The sequence below is a fragment of the Micromonospora sp. M42 genome, assembly GCF_000568915.1.
In the GTDB taxonomy this organism is placed as follows: domain Bacteria; phylum Actinomycetota; class Actinomycetes; order Mycobacteriales; family Micromonosporaceae; genus Micromonospora; species Micromonospora chalcea.
Genome location: NZ_KK037233.1, coordinates 4,404,667 through 4,421,597 on the forward strand (window position 1 = coordinate 4,404,667; position 16,931 = coordinate 4,421,597).

Below are 16,931 nucleotides of genomic sequence, written 5' to 3' on the forward strand. Positions count from 1 at the left end.
CCCGCTGTCCCGCGCGGGTTCCTCGTCGCCCGAGCCCGCCGAAATCCGGCAGCCCGGACCAGATCACCTGCGGACGCCGAGTCGCCGCGCGACGGGGACGACTACGTGGCGACACCCCCGACACCGGCTCGTCGTCCGAGTCGGCACGCCTGTTCCCCACGTACCCCCGCTCCTGGGGGGCGTCCATCGTCCACTCGGCAGTGTGGTCCGACAACGGACCCGCACCTATCACCCGCGGCTCGGGCCGATCGCGCCGACGGCGGCCCGCCTCCGTGCGCCGGCCACCCTCGGACGACGGCGTCTCGACCTCGATCTCGTAAGAAGTCGGGCGCCGCGTGCCGCCCGCCCCGTCCGCGCGGCTCACCCCGGACTCCAGAGCCCAGCGGGGAAGGTAGGTGTCCACCGGCTCGTCCTGGCCGCGCTCGATCGCCCGCCGCCGACTCGGCGTGCGGTAGCTCTCCGGCGCGTACGAGTCGGCCCGGCGCGGCCCGGCGGGCTCGTCCCAGGAACCGCTCGGCCGTCGCTCGCGCGGGCTGTCCTCCCCGCTTCCCCAGTCCCGGTGTCTCACGGCCGGAGCGTGACCTCTCTCAACCCGAAAGTAAACCCGCTGTCCCAGGTGTCGCCGTTCGCAGCGATAGTACGGGACGAACGACGACAAAGCTCAGCCGGAAATCTTCCGTCCACAGGGTGGGGACAGTAAAAGCGCAGGTCAGAGGCGATACGCCCGGAATTCCCCATCACTTTTCCACACCCTGTGCACACCCTGCGCACATGCCGGTCCCCAGGCGTCCACAGGTTGTCCCGAGGCTCATCCACCGGCCTTGTTGAGTCGCTGACCTCGGGTTCCGTATCGTGGTCCCCCCGACCGCCGGGCGATGACCCCCGATCGACCGGAGGGGTCGGCGGAAGTTGTCACACCCCAGCGATAGAGCTGGACTCGATCCGACGCAGCAAGGGGGGCACCCGTGTCGGTCACCGACGAGGCGCGTACGGAACGGACCGGGGGGCAACCGTCGTCCGAGCCGCCGCCGCCGCGCGACGCGCCGTTCGAGAAGACACCACCGCAGGACGTGGCCGCCGAGCAGTGCGTACTCGGCGGCATGCTGCTGTCCAAGGACGCCATCGCGGACGTCGTGGAGATCCTGAAGACCAACGACTTCTACCGCCCCGTCCACGCCACCATCTTCGACGCGATCCTCGACATCTACGGACGCGGCGAACCCGCCGACCCGATCACCGTCGCCGCCGCGCTCGCCGACTCCGGCGACCTCGCCCGCATCGGCGGCGCGCCCTACCTGCACACGCTCATCGCCAGCGTGCCCACCGCCGCGAACGCCGCCTACTACGCCCGCATCGTCGGGGAACGGGCGGTGCTCCGCCGCCTGGTCGAGGCCGGCACCCGGATCGTGCAGCTCGGCTACGGCACCGGGCCGAGCGGCAGCCGCGACGTCGACGACATCGTCGACCTCGCCCAGCAGGCCGTCTACGAGATCACCGAGAAGCGCGTCAGCGAGGACTTCGCGGTCCTGGCCGACATGCTGCAGCCCACGCTCGACGAGATCGAGGCGGTCGGCGCCCAGGGCGGCGTGATGACCGGTGTGCCGACCGGCTTCACCGACCTGGACCGACTGCTCAACGGCCTGCACGCCGGCCAACTTATTATCGTGGCCGGCAGGCCTGGTTTGGGCAAATCAACCGCATCTATGGACTTTGCCCGAAATGCGGCGATCCGGGCCAACCAGGCGTCGGCGATCTTCTCGCTGGAAATGAGCAAGGTCGAGATCGTCATGCGACTGCTCTCGGCCGAGGCGCGCGTACCGCTGCACGTGCTGCGCAGCGGGCAGCTCTCCGACGACGACTGGACCAAGCTGGCCCGCTGCATGGGCGAGATCAGCGAGGCGCCGCTCTTCGTCGACGACACACCGAGCATGAACCTGATGGAGATCCGGGCGAAGGCGCGGCGGCTCAAGCAGAAGCACGACCTGAAGCTGATCGTGGTCGACTATCTCCAGCTGATGACCTCACCGAAGCGCACCGAGAGCCGGCAGCAGGAGGTCGCGGACCTGTCCCGTGGCCTGAAGCTGCTGGCCAAGGAAGTCGAGTGCCCGGTGATCGCGGTGAGTCAGCTGAACCGTGGCCCGGAACAGCGTACCGACAAGCGTCCGCAATTGTCCGATTTGCGTGAATCGGGATCAATTGAGCAGGATGCGGACGTTGTTATCCTTTTGCACCGCGACGACTACTACGACAAGGAGTCGCCGCGCGCGGGCGAGGCGGATTTTATTGTTGCCAAGCACAGGAATGGGCCGACCGACACGGTGACGGTTGCCGCGCAGTTGCACCTGTCGCGCTTCGTGGACATGGCCATCGTCTGAGCGGCGTCAGCCGAGCAGCGGGAACCAGCCGGCGGCCTCGCCCAGCTCCAGCCGGTCCCGGTCGGTCAGCGGCACCCGGCCGGCGGCCTTCAGCAGGTACTCGTGGTCGTCCCAGCCGGCCGGCCGTACCGCCTCGTCGCTGAGCAGCCCGTCCATGGTGGTCACCGCGACCCGCGTCGGGTCGGCCGCCGGCAGCGGCGCGTCCGGCAGATCCACCACGAGGTCGAGGTGGTGGATGACCGCCTCGGTGGTCAGGGTGGCGAGCAGATGGGGTACGCGCAGCACGTGACCCTGGGTGGTCACGTACCCGTCGGGGTCTATTGCGGTGGCCGCGCGGACGGCGGCGGGCGCGGTGTCGGACCAGAGCCGGACCACGCCGGTGGGCCGGTCGAAGGCGACGGCGGAGCGGCGTGCCCACCAGGCGTGCCGGGCGCTCGCGTCGTCGTCGCCGGGAGGGAACGCGCGCCAGTAGCTGACGTCGTCCACGTCGGGCGGCCCGGGTGCGGGGCTGGCCAGGGCGACGAGCGCGCGCTGGGCGTCGCAGAGCACGTGGAAGAGCAGGTCGGCGACGAGCCAGCCGCGGCACCGGGTGGGGCGTTGCAGGGCGGCGTCGTCGAGCGGGGTGACCACGGCGGTGATGCCGTCGTACGCCTGGGCCAGCGCTTCGTGCTGCCGGATCGGGCTCATGCCGTGCAGCCTGCCACGGCGCGCCACGCCCGGCACGGTGAAGAAAGACGACGACGAGCACGCCGGGTCGATGCGGCGCACCGGCCCGGCGTGGGCGACGTCGGCGGTCAGTCGAACAGTTCGCCGAGGAAGCCGTGCTTCTTCTTCCGGCGGTAGTGGCCGTGGTAGCCGTAGTGCTGCTGACCGTGGCCGTACGCGGGCTGGGCGTAGCCGTGGCCGGGCGGCGGCGGAGGAGGGGGCGGGGGGACCGCGCCGAACCGGGCTGGTGCGGCGCGAAAAAAGCACATTCTAAACCCCCTTTGATTCTACAACGCCTCCGGAGACGGCGCGGGCTGCCGGGCGCCGCCGTGCTGCTGGTTCCAGTTGGCCTCGGCATCGAACAGCTTTTCCAGCTCGCCGCGGTCGAGGAAGATGCCCCGGCATTCGCCGCACTGGTCGATGACTACTCCGCTGCGCTCGTACTGGCGCATCTCTCCGCGGCACTTGGGACAGGTCATCTGCATGACAACGACGGTACCGGGTGTTTTCACGCGGTGGCGGTCAGCGCCTGCGTCACCTCGTCGTCGGAGACCTCGTGGAAGTCCTCGAAGTACGCGCCGACGGCGGCGAAGTCGGGCGGGAGTTGGCAGCTCACGACCGTGTCGGCTTCGGGCGCGAGCATCTCGTACGCCTGCTCGGAGCCGACCGTTTTTTTTTACGAGGACGCGGGCGGCGCCGAGGTGGCGGGCGACCTGGACGGCGGCGCGTGCGGTGGCGCCGGTGGCGAGTCCGTCGTCCACGACGACGGCGGTGCGTCCGGTCAGGTCCAGTGGCGGGCGGCCGCCGCGGTAGCGCTGTTCGCGGCGTTCCAGTTCGGCCTGTTCGCGGCGGCGGACCTGGGCGCGGTCGTTCTCGCTGATCCGGCCGGCGACCATCTCGTTGAGGATCTGCACGCCGCCGGGGCCGAGCGCGCCGTACGCGACCTCGGGCGCCCAGGGCACGCCGAGCTTGCGGACGACCAGCACGTCGAGGGGGGCGCCGAGCCGGTCGGCGATCACCCGGGCGACGGGTACGCCGCCGCGGACCAGGCCGAGCACTATGACGTCGGGTCGGCCGGCGAGGTCGGTCAGACGTTCGGCGAGTTGCCGTCCCGCCTCGGCCCGGTCGCGGTAGGTGGTCATCCCTCAGGTGTACGCCTTCCGGCCGCATCGCGCGGGGCGGTTGCCGGGAATGCCGTCGGGTCGCCTGGTCGGGTGAGCGCCAGCGCCGGGGCGAGCACGAGCAGCGCGATCGGGTAGAGCAGGTAGCCGAAGCGGGTGGAGGGCATGAGCAGGATCGCGGCGAGCAGCCCGTACCCGCAGATGATCGTGGTGGCGGCGGCGGTGCGCGGCGGGCGGCGCAGCAGCCGGACGGCGATGGCTCCTCCGGCGGCGACGAGCAGCGCGGCGGCGATCGCCCGGCCGGCCGGGAGCGTCTCGGCGATCAGGTGGCCGGGGAAGGGTGACTGGGCGGGGCTGGTGACCAGGCCGTGGCCGAGGGGGAAGCGCAGCACGTTCTCGACGAGGGCTTCGCGGTCGACGAGCAGCACCGGGATCAGTGCGAGGACTGGTAGGCCGAGGGCGCCGAGGGCGGTGCGCAGGGTGGCGCGGCGGGTGGCGGCCCAGAAGAGCAGCACGAGGGCGATCGGCCAGGCGAAGAGTTTCAGCGCGCCGGCGGCGCCGACGGCGAGACCGGCGCGGCCGGGTCGGCCGGTGGCTGCGAGTGCGAGGGCGAGCAGGCAGAGCGCGAGTACGGGCAGGTCGTCGCCGCCGGTGGCGAGGGTGAGCGCGCAGACGGGCAGGACGGTGGCGGCTTGGACGGCGCGCAGTACGGCGGCGTCGCGGCGGGGCGCGGCCGGGCCGCCGCTCGCGCGCAGTGTGGCGACGAGGGCGATCACTGTGAGCGCGGTGACGACGGCGAACCAGACGCGGGCGTCGGTCCACCAGGCGTCCACCGCGGCGCGGGGCAGCCCGAACAGGGCCATGCCGGGCTGGTAGGGGGTGTAGCCGAGGAGTTGTTCGCCGGGGGGCAGCGCGGCGATGGCGTCGGGACCGAGGTAGGGGGTGCCGTGCTCGGCGAGGCGGGCGCCGGCGTGTTCGACCACGATCACCTCCTCCTGGGCGCGGTCGGTACGCCCGCCGGCCCGTTCGAGGCTCTGCGTGACGATCGGCAGCAGCGCGGTGGTGGCCCAGGTGATTCCGGTGACCGTCCAGCGTGCGGGCAGCGCGGCCAGGGGTGTTCCGGGGGCGCGGCGGCGGGCGAGCAGTTGCGTGGTCGCGGCGAGGGTGGCGAGCGCGTACCCGATGGTGGCGACGGCGCCCCAGGCGCGGTGCGGCGGCAGTGTGGAGGTGGCGGCGGTGACCGCGGCGAAGACGGTGGCGGCGGCGTAGAGGCCCAGGTCGAGGGCGAGACCACCGGCTGCGGTGTCGAGTGCCGACCAGCGGCGGGAGACGGTGGTTGCGGGGTCGGCGTGGGCGGTCACGCGGGCCAGTCTGGCAGACCGGCGCGGTGGCCCGGCGGGGTCAGGGTTGCCGGGAGTCGCCGGCGGCGGACGGGTTGGGGCGGGTTCGGGCGCCGCCGGCGCGGCGTCCGGGGAGGCGGATCACGGCGCCCGCGTCGTGCAGTGCCGGGGCGAGCGCGCCGGTGCGGCCGCCGTGGCCGCGCTGGAGGCTGGCGAGCAGCGCGGCGGCGGGCAGTGGCCGGGCGAACAGGTGGCCCTGGCCGGCGGCGCAGCCGAGTTCCCAGAGGGCGCGGCGCTGGGGTTCGCTCTCCACGCCCTCGGCGACGACTGTGAGGTTGAGGCTGCGGCCGAGGTCGAGGGTGGAGCGGATGACGGCGGCGGCCTCGGGCGCGGTCTCCATGGCGGTGACGAAGCTGCGGTCGATCTTCAGTTCGTGTACGGGGATGCGGGAGAGCAGGGAGAGCGACGAATATCCGGTGCCGAAGTCGTCGAGCGCCAGGCGGACGCCGGAGTCGCGCAGGCGGCTGAGGACGCGGTCGACGACGTCGAGCTGGCTGAGCGTGAGCGTCTCGGTGAGTTCCAGCACGAGCCGGTCCGGCGGGAGGTCGTGGGCGCGCAGCCGGGCCAGGACCGCGCCGGGGAAGCGGGCGTCGAGCAGGCTGCGGGGTGACACGTTGACCGAGACGGGCAGGTCGAAGCCGGCGTCGCGCCAGGAGCCGGCGGCGATGAGCGCCTGGTCGAGGATCGCCTCGGCGAACGCGGGCAGCAGGCCGGAGCGTTCCACCGCTTCGAGGAAGCGCAGTGGGTCGATGAGCCCGTGGGTGGGGTGGTGCCAGCGGGCGAGGGCCTCCGCGCCGATCACCTCGCCGCCGGCGAGGTCGACGATGGGCTGGAAGTTGACTGTGAACTCGTGGTCGGCGACGGCGCGGGGCAGTTCCCCGCCGAGGGTGAGCCGGCTGAGGTCTGCGGTGTCGCGGGCGGGGGCGTAGGTGGCGAGTCGTTGGCCGGCGCGTTTGGCCTGGTACATGGCCACGTCGGCGCGGCGAAGCAGCTCGGGCATCCCGCCGGTGGCGGGGGCGACGGCGATGCCGCCGCTGGCTTCCACGCTGATCCGCATGCCGTCCACGTCGAGCGGGTCGTGCAGGGCGTTGAGCAGGGCCTCGGCGCGGTGGGAGGCGACGGCCGGGGCGGGCAGCCCGCGCAGCAGCACGGCGAACTCGTCGCCGCCGAGCCGGGCGACTAGGTCGTCGGGGCGGGCGGCGTCGCGCAGCCGCTCGGCGACCTGGATCAGCACCTGGTCACCGGCGCCGTGGCCGAGGGTGTCGTTCACTTCCTTGAAGTGGTTGAGGTCGATCAGCACCAGCGCGGTGACGCCGTCGGCGTGCCGGGTGGTGAGCTGGGCGCTGCCCTCGTCCAGCAGGTGGCGCCGGTTGGACAGGTCGGTGAGGGCGTCGTGGGTGGCGGCGTAGGCGTGGTCCTCGGCGATGCGGGCGAGTTCGGCGTACGCCTGGGCGTTGCGGACCGCGGTGCACAGGGCGGAGGCGAAGGTACGCAGGGTGTACTGCTCGCGCTCGGAGAGTTCGACCGGACCGGCGAACCGTAGCCGCAGCACGCCGAGGTCGTCGGTGCGGTTGTGGCCTTCCAGCGCGACCGGCATGACCCGGCCGTCGATGTCGCTGGGCTGGGGCGACGTTCCGTCGTACGCGATGCCTGCGGCGTTGCCGCGGACGGTGCGTCCGCCGTCGCGCAGTTCGATCTCGATCTCGTCGGCGGAGAAGAGTTCGCTGGCTTCGGTTACTGCGGTGGTCAGCACCTGGTCGAGGTCGACCACGTTGAGCGCGTCGGTGGCGCGGGCGAGTCGTTGCCACGCCTGCTGCTCGGTGCGGGTGCGGATCCGCGTGGAATAGGCCAGGTGGAGGCTGAGCACCAGTGCCGGCACGGCGAGCAGCAGCCGGGGATCGGCCCGCAGGATGAGTACGGTGCAGGCGGCCACCAGGAAGCGGACCGCGAAGCCGGCCACCCGCAGGTCGAGGTCGGTGCGGAACTGCCGCACGATGGGCGTGCCGGACGCGAGCGCGATGACCGGCATCGCCAGCAGGTCATCGAGCAACGCCGCTACCAGGTAGACAATCGCCAGGGTGCCGATGAGGTTGCTCACCGATGGTGATGCGGCCGGCCAGTCCAGGGCCGAGGCCATGGCCACCGTGCCGCCGGCGATCAGCACGTTCTTCCCGATGCCGAAGGCCGACTTGATCGCCGGCAGGCGCAGGATGAACGAGGACAGGGCCACGCCCAGCACGGTGCTGGCGACGACCCAGGACGCTGGTGCGATCGCTACACCGATGACCACTGCCGTCTCCACCCATGCGATGGAGTGCGTGGTGGAGCGGATCCGAATGGACGCTTTGACGACCCCACCCAATGTGATCATGAAGATGAGGGTGGCGAAGGTGCCGATGTCCCGGACCGAATCGGGGAGTGTCCGGGGAAGTGACGCCATGGCGCCGATCACGACGCCTGACGAGAGAACGACGATGAGACCGACGAGCGTCAGTAGACGCCGATCGGTCCCAACATCGTGTCGTCCGGCGGTGTGACTCATTCAGCTCCCAGGGCTGAGAGGCTGACGTTCGTGCTGGTGTGGCCCAGCGTCGTGACGTCAGGAGCCTACCGCGAGGAGTTTCTCGGCGAGAAGTGCCGGATTTTCAGTGCCACTCGCTACCGCGCATCGCCGAACTCCTTTCCTGCTCTTTTCGAAGCCGTTGCGGCTGGGCAAAACCTCGAAAGAAGCTTAGGAGAGGAAAGCTCCCGGTTAGAAGACATAAATGTCGCTATGCGCAATATCAGTTAAGTCTGTGGCGATTAATGACGTTCTGTCCACGGTGGTTGTGCAGAACGGAGTCGGAGGTATCCCCCATGTGCCTGCCCGGTTGCGGATTGCAACCGCCGCTCGATCGGCACTCCTATCCGCTGTCAGCCTGATGACCTGTAGACCGGAATTCAACCGTCGGGCAGCGCGGGTTTCATGCCGAATCGGCTATCCCGGGCCTTGACCACGCCTTGGCCGGTCAGCGATGACCCGCGATCGGGACTAGCATTTCAAGTTGCGCAATGGAGTTCGCTGAATCCGGGGTCGAGCGGCGTGGAGATTCGGGTCTTAGGCGGCATGGCGGTCAGGACCGGGCGCGACTCCCTGCATCTCGGAACGCCGAAGCAACGACTTGTCTTCGGCATGTTGGCCGTTGATGCGGGCCGCCTCGTGACCCTCGACAGTTTGGTCGACGAGCTGTGGCCCGAATCGCCGCCGCGCTCGGCTGTGGCGAACGTCCGCACGTACGCGGCAAACCTCAGGCGGGCGTTCGCCACAGCCGGCGGGGAAGCGGCGGTCGTCCGTCATCAGGGCGGTTACCAGCTCTCCGCCAGTCTGGAGGCCGTCGACCTGTTCGGGATGCAGCGGCAGTTCGCGCAGGGCCGCGCGTTGGCCGACACGAACCAGGGGGCCGCCGCGATCCGTGTGCTCGTGAATGCGCTTGGGCGTTGGCCGGGGCCTTTGCTGCACGGGCTGCCGCTGGGGCCCACGTTGACCGCACGACGCGAGGCGGTCGATGGGGAACACGAAGAGGCAGTGCTGCTGCTGGCAAGCTTGTACCTCAGTTCCGGACAGCCTGAGCGTGCCGTCGCGTTGCTCCGTCCCCATGCCGCGCGTCATCCCACCGGGGAGCGGCTCCAGGCGGTTTTCATGCAGGCTCTGCTCGCGTGTGCGGACGCAGCCGGGGCGGTCGCCGTCTATCGGGCAACTCGTGCAGCGCTGGCTGAGGAGATGGGCGTACGTCCTGGGCCGACGTTGGATGAGCTTCACCGAGTGGCGATCAAGGCTGCCCGACCACTTCCGAGCGCGGTTGACCGGCCGGGAGCATCGAGGCCGGTTACCCAACCTGCTAGATGGCTCCCTCTGCCGACGAGCGACTTCGTCGGCAGGGAGGACGTGCTGAACCGGTTGTCGAGGGAGATCAAGGAGCGATCCGGGCGAGCCGCTGCCGTCCAGGTGATCGATGGGATGGCGGGCTGCGGAAAGACCACTCTCGCGGTGCGGCTGGCGGAGATGTTGTGGGCCGAGTATCCCGACGGCCAGTTGTTCGTGGACCTACGAGGGCACGGGGAAGCTGCTCCCCTCGAACCGGCGGCGGTGCTGCTGACCCTGCTCCGACAGTTGGGCGTGCCACCAGGACGGGTACCGCCCGATCTCGAGGATCGGGTCGACCTCTGGCGCCGTGAGTTGGCGAAACGCAAGGTAGTACTGGTTCTGGACAACGCCGCGGGGATTGATCAGGTACTCCCGCTGCTGCCTCGAGGAGCGGGCACGGCAGTGCTGGTGACCTCCCGGTCACGGGTGCTCGCCACCGAGTTCGGCGTCCCGGAATCGCTCGGCGTGCTGAGCCGCGACGAGGCAATGAGTCTCCTTGCCTCCACGGCCGGGTCGGATCGGGTGCTCGCGGAGCCGGATGCGGCCGAGGAGGTGGTACGGCGCTGTGGTCATCTTCCTCTCGCCATCCGGCTTGCGGGAGCCCGACTGGCTCACCGTTCCACGTGGCTGGTGGCGGACCTGGCGACTCGCCTCGCTGACGAGCGTGGACGGATCGGTCAATTCGCCGTGGGTGACCAGACGCTGGCTGGCGCGTTCGCCACCTCCTACGAACCGCTTGACGATCAGAGCCGGCGGGTGTTCCGGATGCTCGCGCTCCACCCCGGTGACGATCTGAGCCAGCCGATGGCTGCAGCGCTGGCCGACCTGCCACTGCCCGAGACCATACGAATCCTCGAGGATCTGATCGATCGTCACCTGCTGGAGGAGACCGCGAGCGGGCGTTACCGCATGCACGACCTGATCCGCGAATACGCCGGCGAGATGTCACGGCTGGTCGACAAGCCGGAGGCGCTGCTGGAAGCCACGGACCGGCTTCTGAAGCTGTGTCTTCACGCCGCGCTGTCAGTGGCGGTCGTGCTCGAAGCGCGTCTCGGCGGGAAGCGACTGGCCGTCGAACCCACGTTCAGGTCAGATCTGCTCGCTGCCGTTGAACCGGACGTCGAGTGGCTGGAACGCGAACGGACCACCCTCACCGCACTAGTGGCATATGCGACAGAGGCCGGGCGGGACGAACTCGCTTGGCGACTGGCACGTGCACTCTGGCGCTTCTTCTACATTCGGACGTACTTCGACGACATGTTGTCGACCCATCGGTACGGCCTGCTTTCCGCCGAGCGGCTCGGGGACCGAGTGGCGGTTGCGCAGATGCAGAATTACCTCGCTTCGGCCTGCGTGCGGACCGGCGACTATCCCGAAGCGGCTCGGCTGGTGGAATCCGCCGTGGACATCTACCAGGCACTGGGTGATGTGCGCAGCGCGGCGCGATTCCGGGCCAATCTCGGCGTGGTCTACTGGTTGACGGGCAGGCTCGAAGCAGCGGTGCGTCTCGGCGCGCAGATGCGCCGAGACGTGTTGCTGTACGGCCACGACTGGATCGACCTGGTGCTGCCGAACCACGGCATCGCGCTGGCGGCCGTCGGTAGGTATGCCGAATCCCTGGAACTGCATCGACTCCACCTGTTCCTGGCTCGGCTCGAGGCCGACCAGTTCCAGCTTCTCAACGCTCTCGGGCACGTCGGCATCGTGCGGTCCAAGATGGGTGACCATCTGCCGGGCATCCGGATCATGCAGGCCTCGCTCCGGCTGCGGGACCGCACCGGCCACCGTTATGGAGAACCGGAACTTCGGGTGGAACTCGGCGTCGCGTTACGCGAACTGAACAGACTGGACGAGGCTCGGCACCAGCACGAAACAGCATTGCGGCTGGCTCTCGACAACGGCGAACGCCACGCGCAGTGTGCCGCTCTGAATGAGCTCGGCACGACGGCCGGGGCGCAAGGTGATCCGCTGGAAGCGATTCTGCTCCACGAGCAGGCATTGAAGTTGGCTACTCGTATCGCCCACCCACAAGAACAAGCCCGGGCCCTGGCCCGGCTCGGTGACCTCATGACGAGTAAGGACCGGGACGAAGCGCGCCGGCTGTGGCGGAGGGCACTGGCGATCTTCGAGCGGATCGGCGGGCCGGAACAGCAGCGCGTACGAACTTTGCTCTCCGACTGAGCGGTGGACCCGGCTTATCGATTTCTTATCGCGGCGTTCGTTAACGTCCCCGCCATCGGCCACGGGGAGGGCTCACCGCCAGGGCGGGCCAGGCCGAACGAGGCCCCCACCGCCAGTTCCCCCCAGCGAATCGGCGGTGGGTAGGTGAGGGAGGGGCGTCGTGGATCTGCACCCGACACGGCGCTCCTCCCCGCCGACGGCCCGGAGCACGCGCGTCGTCGTACCCGGCGGATAGGGTCGGGCCGTGACCGAACCCGCGCAGCTCACCCACGTCGACCCGGCCGGCGCGGCCCGGATGGTCGACGTCTCCGCCAAGCCGGTCTCGGGCCGGCTCGCGGTCGCCGCCGGCCGGCTCCGCACCACCGCCGAGGTGGTCGAGCTGCTGCGGCGCGACGGCCTGCCCAAGGGCGACGCGCTGGCCGTCGGCCGGCTCGCCGGCATCATGGGCGCCAAGCGCACGCCCGACCTGATCCCGCTCTGCCACCCGATCGCGCTGCACGGCGTCACCGTCGACCTCGACCTGACCGCCGACACGGTCGAGATCACCGCCACCGCGAAGACCGCCGACCGGACGGGCGTCGAGATGGAGGCGCTGACCGCGGTGGCGGTCGCCGGCCTCGCTCTCATCGACATGGTGAAGGCGGTCGACCCGGCCGCCTCGGTGGAGGCCGTCCGGGTGCTCCGCAAGGAGGGCGGCAAGACCGGCGAATGGGTCCGGCCGGAGGACCGGCCGTGATCCGGGCCCGGGTGATCGTGGCCTCCAACCGGGCCGCCGCCGGGGTGTACGAGGACACCAGCGGCCCGCTGCTCGTGACCGGCCTGCGGGAGATGGGCTGCGAGGTCGACCCGCCGGTGGTGGTGCCGGACGGCGATCCGGTCGGTGAGGCGCTGCTCGCCGCCCGCGAGGAACGTGTGGACGTGGTGCTGACCAGCGGTGGCACGGGCATCACCCCGACCGATCGCACGCCCGACGTGACCCGTGCGCTGCTCGACTACGAGATCCCCGGCATCGCCGAGGCGATCCGCGCGTACAGCCGCGACACCGTGCCGACCGCGGCGCTGTCCCGCGGGCTGGCCGGGGTGACCGGCCGGACGCTCGTGGTCAACCTGCCCGGCTCGCGGGGCGGCGCCCGCGACGGCCTTGCGGTGCTCGGGCCGATCCTGCGGCACGCGGTCGACCAGCTTCGCGGCGGCGACCACTGAACCCGCGGGCCACGTGCCCCGGCGCTAGGCTCGCCGGATGAGCACGGAAACCGAAGCCGCCGCGGCCGAGGCGGGCACGCCACCACCGGCCGGGTGGGAGGAGGCCCGCTCCCGGGTGTACGCGGTGGGCCTGTCCGCCGCGCTCCCCGCCGTCGCCCGCCCGCTGGCCGAGGCCGACGGGCACACCCTCGCCGAGCCGTTGACGACGCGTACCGACCTGCCGGCGTTCCCCACCTCCAGCGTGGACGGCTGGGCGGTGCGGGGCCCGGGGCCGTGGCGGGTGGTGGGCCGGGTGCTCGCCGGGCACACCGCCGCGCCGCTGGAGACCGACGGCAGCACCGTCGAGATCGCCACCGGCGCGATGGTTCCCGAGGGCACGACGGCGATCCTGCGGATCGAGGAGTCTGCCCGCACGGCGGACGGCCTGGTGACCGGCACGCCCCGCCCGGCGCCGGAGTGGCGGGAACCGGGCGAGGAGGCGTACCTCGGGGAGGAGCTGTTGCCCGCCGGCACGCCGGTGGATCCGGCGGTGCTCGGCCTGGCCGCCTCCTGCGGGCACGACACGCTGCGGGTCCGCCGCCCACCCCGGGCCGCGCTGCTGGTCTTCGGCGACGAACTGCTCACCTCGGGCCCGCCGGGCGCGGGCCGGGTCCGCGACGCGCTCGGCCCGTCGGTGCCCGCCTGGCTGCGCCGTTACGGCTGCCAGGTGCGTACGGCCGACGTGGTCGGCCCGGTCGCCGACACGCTGCCCGCGCACGTGGCGGCGGTGCGTGGCGCGCTCGCCAACGCCGACCTGGTCTGCACCACCGGCGGCACCATGCACGGGCCGGTCGACCATCTGCACCCGACGCTGGAGGCGCTCGGCGCCGACTACGTGGTCAACACGGTGGCGGTGCGCCCGGGCTTCCCGATGCTGCTGGCCCGGCTGGTGGGCGACGACGGGCGGGTGCGGTTCGTGGCCGGTCTGCCGGGCAACCCGCAGTCCGCGGTGGTGGCGCTCGTGTCGCTCGTCGCGCCGCTGCTCGCCGGTCTCACCGGCCGGCCGATGCCGGTGCTGCCGCACGTGACGCTGGCCGAGCCGATTCCGGGGCGCGGCGACTACACCCATCTGGCGCTGGCCCGCTGGGACCGGGTCGCCGGCACGGCGTACCCGGTGCGGCACGTCGGGTCGGCGATGCTGCGCGGTCTCGCGGGCGCGGATGGTTTCGCGGTGATCCGGCCCGGCGCCAGCGGCGCGGCCGGCGACCGGGTGCCGCTGGTGCCGCTGCCGCTGACCCCCGGGGAGCGTGCCGGGTGAGCGCGACGAACGAGCCGACGGGAGACGTTGTGACGGTGCGGGCAGGCGTGGTGCTCGGCGCGGTGACCGACCGGCCGCTCGACCTGGCCGCGCACGAGGCGGCGGTCGCCGACCGCCGGGCCGGCGCGGTGGTCTCCTTCCAGGGCGTGGTCCGCGACCACGACCACGGGCGGGGGGTCACCCGGCTGGAGTACGAGGGCCACCCCACCGCCGAGGCGGTGCTGCGTGAGGTGGTGGCCGAGATCGCCGCCGACCCGGCGGTGTACGCGGTCGCGGTGTCGCACCGGATCGGCCCGCTGGAGATCGGCGACGTGGCGCTGGCGGCGGCGGTCAGCACCGCCCACCGGGCGGCCGCGTTCGCCGCGTGCGCCCGGCTGGTCGACGAGGTGAAGGCGCGGCTGCCGATCTGGAAGCGGCAGGTCTTCGACGACGGCACCGAGGAATGGGTGAACTGCCCCTGAGTGCTCAGCGCCGGCCGGCGAGCGCGGCCGCGCGGCTGAACCGGTCGTGGTAGAACGCGGGCTCGGCTCCCGGACGCCACGGCAGCGCCGCCACCAGCACGATCAGCGCGATGGCCAGGGAGTTCTCCATCAGCGCGCCGAACAGGCCGTCCTGGTAGTGGGACACCTCGGGGAGTTGGTGCTCGTACGGCCAGATCGGTGAGATCAGGAACAGCAGGTAGAGCCCGAGCGCGCCGACGCCGTGGCGGAGCCCGGTCAACGTCGGGTACCAGATCGGCGGGCGCAGCGCCGGCACACCGTTGGCCGAGGGGCCGCTGCCGCGCAGGGGCAGGCCACGGCTGGCGTCGCGGCGGCGTACCGCGGCGTCGGCCAGCACGATGATCGCCGGGATGACCCAGATCAGGTGGTGCGACCAGGAGATCGGGCTGATCACGTTGGCGGTGAGCCCGACGAGTGTGAACGCGGTCAGCTCGTCGCCGTCGGCGCGGGCGCTGATCGCGCGGGACAGGCCCAGCGCCAGGAGCAGCACCGAGAAGGCGAGCCAGAGCAGGCCGGGCGTCTCGATCGAGTCGTAGAGCCGCGCCAGCAGCCCGGCGAGCGACTGGTTGGCGGTCATGTCCGCCGCGCCGACCCGCTCGGTCTGCCACAGCACGCTCGTGAAGTACGCGCGGGACTCCTCACCGACCAGGCCGAACGTCGCGATGGTCACGCCGATCGTGGTGCCGACGGCGGTGAGCGCGGCCCGCCACTGCCGGGTCAGCATCAGGTACGCGACGAACAACGCCGGGGTGAGCTTGACGGCGGTGGCGAGCCCGATGCCGACGCCCGCCCACGCGCCGCTGTAGACGAAGCGGGCCAGCGGCGAGTCGGCGGTCTCGTGGTGGGTGCCCCGCTTGGCGCGCCAGCGCAGGCCCACCATGTCGGCCATGACGAGCGCGAACAGCAGCAGGTTGACCTGGCCGTAGCCGAGCGTCTCCCGGGACGGCTCGATGGCCACCGCGAGCGGGGTGGCGATGCCGACGGTGAACCAGAGCGGCCAGCCGAGCCGGTCCACGATGGGGCGCAGCAGCGCCGCCAGGACGACCGCGAGCGCGGCGATGCTGGCCAGGGCGTTGACGAAGCCGGCGCCGTCGACGGGCAGCCAGGACATCGGGAGCATGACCACACCGGCGAACGGTGGATAGGTGAAGCCCAGTGTCGTCGACGGCGCGACGAAGTCGTACAGCTCGTTTCCGCTGGCCCACCACACCACCGCGCCGTGGTAGATCTTCATGTCGAAGAAGTTGTACGGCCGTCCGAAGGCGCCGATGGCCAGCCACGCGGCGTACGACACGGCGGCCACGATCCCGAGGCGCACGACGGTCCGGCGGTCGACGCGGGAGGTCGGGGCGAGGCGGTTGGTCCGTCTACCGACTGACGTCGGCATGGCGTGGCCACCCCCGTACCAAGGTCGTCGTACCCGTCCAGGTCCAGAACGGAGCCTAGAACGGCGCCTCACGTTGCTGCCTCCCGCGTTACGCGACCGTGTCCGATCCCACACGTGTTTGCGACATTTCCACCGCGTTAACGGGTCTCGGACGGTTCAGGTGATTGGTGGCCTTGCGGGGGGTGGTGGCCGTACGAAAGGGGTGTCAACCAGGGATTCGGCGGGCGGCCGCCGCGGAGCGTACGGCGATCTTCGCATCGCGGCGGGCGGTGCGGACCGCGCGCGTGACCGACCGGCGCGAGTGGTCGATCCGGTGGCCGGCGCGCCAGCGCAGCCCCGGCTTGCCCTCGGTGTCGGCGGCGGCGAGGAGGAGGCCACCGAGCAGGCCGAGGTTCTTCAGGAAGTGGACCTGGTTGTTGTTGCGCGCCGCCGGGTCGTCGTTGTTCCAGAAGGCGTGACCGGCGGCGGTGGTCGGGATCAGGGAGCCGGCGAGCACCAGCGCGGCCGGACGGGTGAACCGGCCGGTGGCCAGCATCAGACCGCCGACGAGCTGGGTGGCGGCGTTGGCCCGGATGAGCGACACGGTGTCGGTGGGGATGCGCGGGTGCACGTTGCGGATCAGCGGGGCGACCTTCCCGGTGACCGGCTCCGCGGCCTGCACCAGGCGTTCCGGGTTGCGCAGGTTGCGGGCGCCGCTGACCACGAAGATGCCGCTCAACATGACTCGGGCGAGGGAGCGCACGGGCTTCATGGCTCAGTCTTACCCCGTCGGGGGCGTCGTCATCCCCGCAACACACGAAAGGTATCGGCCGACGTGGACGTCCGGACGGTATCGATTTCAGCGACCGTCGCGGATGG

General features: G+C 71.3%; 11 protein-coding genes and 2 pseudogenes. 6 read left to right on the forward strand and 7 right to left on the reverse strand.

All coding sequences use genetic code 11. From position 1 onward, the window contains the following. The first annotated feature begins 965 nt into the window (after positions 1–965). Positions 966–2,375 (forward strand): replicative DNA helicase, encoded by a 1,410-nt coding sequence (gene dnaB, locus MCBG_RS20300; RefSeq protein WP_043327703.1) that lies wholly within the window; start codon positions 966–968, stop codon positions 2,373–2,375. A gap of 6 nt (positions 2,376–2,381) precedes the next feature. Here the strand turns inward: dnaB and MCBG_RS20305 are convergent, their stop codons facing one another. The 5 genes and pseudogenes from MCBG_RS20305 to MCBG_RS20325 all read right to left on the reverse strand — a co-directional run bounded on the left by MCBG_RS20305 (position 2,382) and on the right by MCBG_RS20325 (position 8,041). After that, positions 2,382–3,062 carry a maleylpyruvate isomerase N-terminal domain-containing protein gene (locus tag MCBG_RS20305; RefSeq protein ID WP_043330810.1) on the reverse strand — a complete coding sequence of 227 codons (681 nt, stop codon included), beginning with the start codon at positions 3,060–3,062 and terminating at the stop codon, positions 2,382–2,384. A 107-nt stretch (positions 3,063–3,169) separates the two neighbouring features. Beyond that, positions 3,170–3,565, reverse strand: a pseudogene (locus MCBG_RS20310) (zf-TFIIB domain-containing protein). Positions 3,566–3,588: 23 nt separating this feature from the next. After that, a pseudogene (locus MCBG_RS20315) lies at positions 3,589–4,222 on the reverse strand (phosphoribosyltransferase). Beyond that, on the reverse strand, positions 4,219–5,562 hold the full coding sequence (locus MCBG_RS20320) for a glycosyltransferase 87 family protein (protein ID WP_043327704.1): 1,344 nt from the start codon (positions 5,560–5,562) through the stop codon (positions 4,219–4,221). The pseudogene MCBG_RS20315 and the gene MCBG_RS20320 overlap by 4 nt, the downstream one beginning before the upstream one ends. Positions 5,563–5,602: 40 nt before the next feature. Then, positions 5,603–8,041, reverse strand: coding sequence for a putative bifunctional diguanylate cyclase/phosphodiesterase (locus tag MCBG_RS20325; protein WP_369799318.1), 2,439 nt, complete (start codon positions 8,039–8,041; stop codon positions 5,603–5,605). Between the two features lie 642 nt (positions 8,042–8,683). On the opposite strand from MCBG_RS20325, the gene MCBG_RS20330 reads away from it, so the two are divergent. The 5 genes from MCBG_RS20330 to MCBG_RS20350 all read left to right on the forward strand — a co-directional run bounded on the left by MCBG_RS20330 (position 8,684) and on the right by MCBG_RS20350 (position 14,647). Next, positions 8,684–11,686, forward strand: coding sequence for an AfsR/SARP family transcriptional regulator (locus tag MCBG_RS20330; protein WP_051611309.1), 3,003 nt, complete (start codon positions 8,684–8,686; stop codon positions 11,684–11,686). Between the two features lie 244 nt (positions 11,687–11,930). Next, a complete protein-coding gene (gene moaC / locus MCBG_RS20335; RefSeq protein WP_043327705.1) occupies positions 11,931–12,422 on the forward strand; it encodes a cyclic pyranopterin monophosphate synthase MoaC in 492 nt (163 codons plus the stop codon). Beyond that, positions 12,395–12,889, forward strand: coding sequence for a MogA/MoaB family molybdenum cofactor biosynthesis protein (locus MCBG_RS20340; RefSeq protein ID WP_181373751.1), 495 nt, complete (start codon positions 12,395–12,397; stop codon positions 12,887–12,889). The genes moaC and MCBG_RS20340 overlap by 28 nt, the downstream gene beginning before the upstream one ends. 37 nt (positions 12,890–12,926) lie before the next feature. Then, complete coding sequence (locus MCBG_RS20345; RefSeq protein ID WP_043327706.1) at positions 12,927–14,186, forward strand: molybdopterin molybdotransferase MoeA; 1,260 nt, start codon at positions 12,927–12,929, stop codon at positions 14,184–14,186. A 35-nt stretch (positions 14,187–14,221) separates the two neighbouring features. Then, positions 14,222–14,647, forward strand: coding sequence for a molybdenum cofactor biosynthesis protein MoaE (locus tag MCBG_RS20350; protein WP_181373752.1), 426 nt, complete (start codon positions 14,222–14,224; stop codon positions 14,645–14,647). Positions 14,648–14,651: 4 nt separating this feature from the next. On the opposite strand, the gene MCBG_RS20355 is transcribed toward MCBG_RS20350, so the two are convergent. Together MCBG_RS20355 and MCBG_RS20360 are read right to left on the reverse strand one after the other, a co-directional pair. Next, entirely contained in the window at positions 14,652–16,073 is a 1,422-nt protein-coding gene (locus tag MCBG_RS20355; RefSeq protein WP_043327708.1) for a glycosyltransferase 87 family protein, read from the reverse strand. A gap of 205 nt (positions 16,074–16,278) precedes the next feature. Next, complete coding sequence (locus MCBG_RS20360; protein ID WP_030499461.1) at positions 16,279–16,824, reverse strand: DoxX family protein; 546 nt, start codon at positions 16,822–16,824, stop codon at positions 16,279–16,281. Positions 16,825–16,931: the final 107 nt, after the last annotated feature.